Source organism: Methylobacterium sp. CCH5-D2, assembly GCF_001556475.1.
In the GTDB taxonomy this organism is placed as follows: Bacteria; Pseudomonadota; Alphaproteobacteria; order Rhizobiales; family Beijerinckiaceae; genus Methylobacterium; species Methylobacterium hispanicum.
On sequence record NZ_LSIX01000014.1, the window covers coordinates 1 to 3,282 of the forward strand.

At 70.2% G+C, this 3,282-nt stretch carries 4 protein-coding genes and 1 tRNA gene; 2 read left to right on the top strand and 3 right to left on the bottom strand.

Going from position 1 to position 3,282, the window contains the following annotated elements; translation table 11 throughout:
- Window positions 1-181 precede the first annotated feature (181 nt).
- The gene (locus AX737_RS00315) at window positions 182-358 is read left to right on the top strand and encodes a hypothetical protein (protein WP_156453433.1); all 177 of its coding nucleotides are present in this window, start codon (window positions 182-184) and stop codon (window positions 356-358) included.
- 184 nt (window positions 359-542) lie between these two features.
- Here AX737_RS00315 and glpK read toward each other — a convergent pair whose 3' ends face one another.
- Window positions 543-2,048 (bottom strand): glycerol kinase GlpK, encoded by a 1,506-nt coding sequence (gene glpK, locus AX737_RS00320; protein ID WP_066918090.1) that lies wholly within the window; start codon window positions 2,046-2,048, stop codon window positions 543-545.
- A gap of 393 nt (window positions 2,049-2,441) precedes the next feature.
- On the opposite strand from glpK, the gene AX737_RS00325 reads away from it, so the two are divergent.
- On the top strand, window positions 2,442-2,666 hold the full coding sequence (locus AX737_RS00325) for a hypothetical protein (protein ID WP_066918099.1): 225 nt from the start codon (window positions 2,442-2,444) through the stop codon (window positions 2,664-2,666).
- A 100-nt stretch (window positions 2,667-2,766) separates the two neighbouring features.
- Here the strand turns inward: AX737_RS00325 and AX737_RS00330 are convergent, their stop codons facing one another.
- Both AX737_RS00330 and AX737_RS00335 read right to left on the bottom strand, forming a co-directional pair.
- Window positions 2,767-2,964: a hypothetical protein gene (locus AX737_RS00330; protein ID WP_066918100.1), complete on the bottom strand. Its 198-nt coding sequence runs from the start codon at window positions 2,962-2,964 to the stop codon at window positions 2,767-2,769.
- Between the two features lie 137 nt (window positions 2,965-3,101).
- Window positions 3,102-3,177, bottom strand: a tRNA-Ala gene (locus tag AX737_RS00335).
- Window positions 3,178-3,282 lie beyond the last annotated feature (105 nt).

Sequence of the window (3,282 nt, forward strand, 5' to 3'; positions counted from 1 at the left end):
TTGGGCGTTTCCTCCCTAGACTTCGGGCCGCTCCTTCGGGAGTGGCCTTTTTTCTTGGTCCGGCTTCTCGGTCCGGGGCTTCTCGTGCGCTCCGGTTGCGAGCCGGGGACCGATGATGCATCGGGGACGCATCGTGGCGCGGCCGGCTTGCCGCGCGCCGTCGGCGGGCAATATCCTCTCCATGACGCCCTCACGCGACGCCCCGGATGACGGCCCCGTGCTCGACGCCCTGGCGCGCGAGCGCCTCGGACGCCAGCTTCAGGCCCTCTACGAGCCCGTTCTGGACGAGGGCCTCGATCCGCGGCTCGCCGAGCTGCTGCGGCAGCTCGACCGCGACCGCCAGGGCGAGGAGGGCTGAGCCGCGACGGTCCCGGGCGCCGGAACGACCACGCGGATCGGCGCGGAAGCCCCGGTCCGATCCGCCGGCGGTACGGCGGCACGGCGAGGGCGATCCGCCGGCTTGGAGCCTCTCGCAGGACGCCCGCTGAACCGTCACGTGCGGAGGGAGGGCGCCCGGTGAGCGGGCGTCTTGTGAGAGGCTCTCAGCCCTCCGTCTGCGCCCAGTCGAAGGAGCGCTTCACGGCCCGTCCCCAGGCGGCGTAGATCCGGTCGCGGTGGGCCGCCTCCATGCGAGGCTCCCAGCGCCGGCCGACGCCCCAGTTGCGCACGAGGTCGTCCTGCCCCCGCCAGTAGCCGGTGGCGAGGCCGGCCGCGTAGGCGGCGCCGAGCGCCGTGGTCTCGGCCACCTCCGGGCGCACCACGGCCACGTCGAGGATGTCGGCCTGGAACTGCATCAGCGCGGTGTTGGCCACCATGCCGCCGTCCGAACGCAGCTCGCGCACCGGGATCCCTGAATCCGTCTCCATCGCCTCCAGCACCTCGCGGGTCTGGAAGGCGGTCGCCTCCAGGCAGGCGCGGGCGATGTGGCCCTTGTTGGCGTAGCGGGTGAGCCCGATGATCAGGCCGCGGGCGCCCTCGCACCAGTGCGGCGCGTAGAGGCCCGAGAAGGCCGGCACGAAGTAGACGCCGCCGTTGTCCTCGACCGTGGCGGCGAGCTGCTCGACCTCGGCGCTGTCCCGGATCAGCCCGAGATTGTCGCGCAGCCACTGCACCAGGGCCCCCGTGATGGCGATCGAGCCCTCGAGCGCGTAGATGGCGGGATTGCCGTCGAGCTTGTAGCCGACGGTGGTGACGAGGCCGCAGCTTGAGGGGACCGGCGTCTCGCCGGTGTTCATCAGCGCGAAGCAGCCGGTGCCGTAGGTGTTCTTGGCCTCGCCCGGGTTGAAGCAGGTCTGCCCGAAGAGCGCCGCCTGCTGGTCGCCCAGGATGCCGGCGATCGGCACGCCCGCGAAGGGCGCCCGCGTCTCGCCGTAGACCTGGGAGGATGAGACGATCTCGGGCAGCATCGCCCGGGGGATGCCGAAGGCGGCGAGCATCGAGGCATCCCAGGCGAGGCTCTCCAGCCCCATCAGCTGCGTGCGGCTGGCGTTGGTGACGTCGGTGATGTGCAGGCCGCCCGCCGGCCCGCCGGTCAGGTTCCAGACCAGCCAGGTGTCGATGTTGCCGAAGAGCACGTCGCCGGCCTCTGCCCGCTCCCGGGCGCCCGCCACGTGGTCGAGCAGCCAGCGCAGCTTCAGGCCGGAGAAGTAACTCGCCAGCGGCAGGCCGGTCAGGGTCCGGAAGCGGTCGCGCCCGCCGTCCCGTTGATACTCGGCGACCAGCCGGTCGTTGCGGGTGTCCTGCCAGACCAGGGCGTTGTGCAACGGCGCGCCCGTGCGCCGGTCCCAGATCAGCGTGGTCTCGCGCTGGTTGGTGATGCCGATCGAGAGCAGGTCCCGGGGCGTGAGACCGGCCGCCTCCAGCGCCTCGCGCATCACGGCTTGCGTGTTCGACCAGATCTCCAGCGGATCGTGCTCGACCTGGCCGGGGCGCGGGTAGATCTGCGCGTGCTCGCGCTGCCGGCAGGCGATGACGCGGCCCTCGCGGTCGAACACGATGAAGCGGCTGCTTGTCGTGCCCTGGTCGATCGCGCCGACATACTGGCTCATGGTCTCCTCCCTGGCTGGTCCGTGTCGGGCCGGTCTTCCTGCCGGCTCAGGGTCTGGAATTCCTGAGGGCCCGAGTCCCTTGGGCGGGGCCCTGGGGCGGTGCCTCAGGTTGGCCTCACCGTCCCGACGCAGTCGGGACGGTGAGGCCGAATACAGGGTTCCACCCTGCACCCGCCAAAGGTCTCGACCTTTGGGATCCATGAAATGCTAGCGGCTTTTCGGGTGGTCGGGCAGCGCCCCGCCTCGGGTTACGCACCTCCCGTCCCGCGGTCGGTCCCAGGCTTGTCCACCGCATTCGCTGGACCCCGGTAAGGTCTTGTTAGGGCCGGGGCCCGAGTTCTGAGGGCCCGGTCGCGGCGCTTCCCGTCGCGATGTCCCCCAAGGGAGAAGCCCGTGCCCGATCCGAGCGCAGCCCTGCTCGAACTGGCGAACGAGATCGTCGAGCTGCGCCTGCAACTCGCCGAGGTCCAGGACCAGTGCGTGGAGATGGCCGTCGATTCCGGTGAGCTGCAGGCCGAGGTCGTGGAGCTCCGCGCGGAGCTCGCGGCCGTGCGGCGCGAGCGCGACGGGTTCCGGGAGCGCCTTCGCCGCTGCGGAGTCGATCGGGTCGCGGCCTGACGCGGCGAAACCTCTCAGGGCCGAGCCGCAGGGCCCTGCACCCGCAAATGGTGGTCGACTTTGAATCCGGAATGCTCAGGTCTGCCGGGCGGTGGGGTGATCAGCGGACCGCGCCGCGTATCCCCAGACCGGCAGTCCTCTTGCGGGCCTCGATCGCACCGATCAGGGCGCGGCCGCGTCGCTCGTGGACCGAGGCCAGGACCGTGAGAAGCTGGCGCTCCGCCGCAATCCGGCTGCCCTGCGCGCAGTCCCGCAGGGCCACGGCGTAGCGGACATGCTTGAACGCTTCTTCGAGCATGTGCGGCTCGCCCCTTCGTCGATGGAGCGGGCTTACGCCAATCAGGCCTAACAGGACGTTGCGAAGGTCCCCTCCCCGCGGGACAACGAAAGAAGCCGCCACGCAGAATTGCATGGCGGCTTCTTTCACGGATGATATGGTGGAGCTAAGCGGGATCGAACCGCTGACCTCCTGCATGCCATGCAGGCGCTCTCCCAGCTGAGCTATAGCCCCGAACTATTGCAGACGGCCTTTCGAACATCTGCGAAGCTCTTGGATCCGAGATCGTGTCGAGGGGGTGTGTCTGTCCTGTGTTTGGCGGGTCTGGCGGCGACCGAC

Coding starts and splice junctions, on each gene's coding strand:
- AX737_RS00315 (WP_156453433.1), top strand. CDS start 182: ATGACGCCCTCACGCGACGCCCCGGATGACGGCCCCGTGCTCGACGCC.
- glpK (WP_066918090.1), bottom strand. CDS start 2,048: ATGAGCCAGTATGTCGGCGCGATCGACCAGGGCACGACAAGCAGCCGC.
- AX737_RS00330 (WP_066918100.1), bottom strand. CDS start 2,964: ATGCTCGAAGAAGCGTTCAAGCATGTCCGCTACGCCGTGGCCCTGCGG.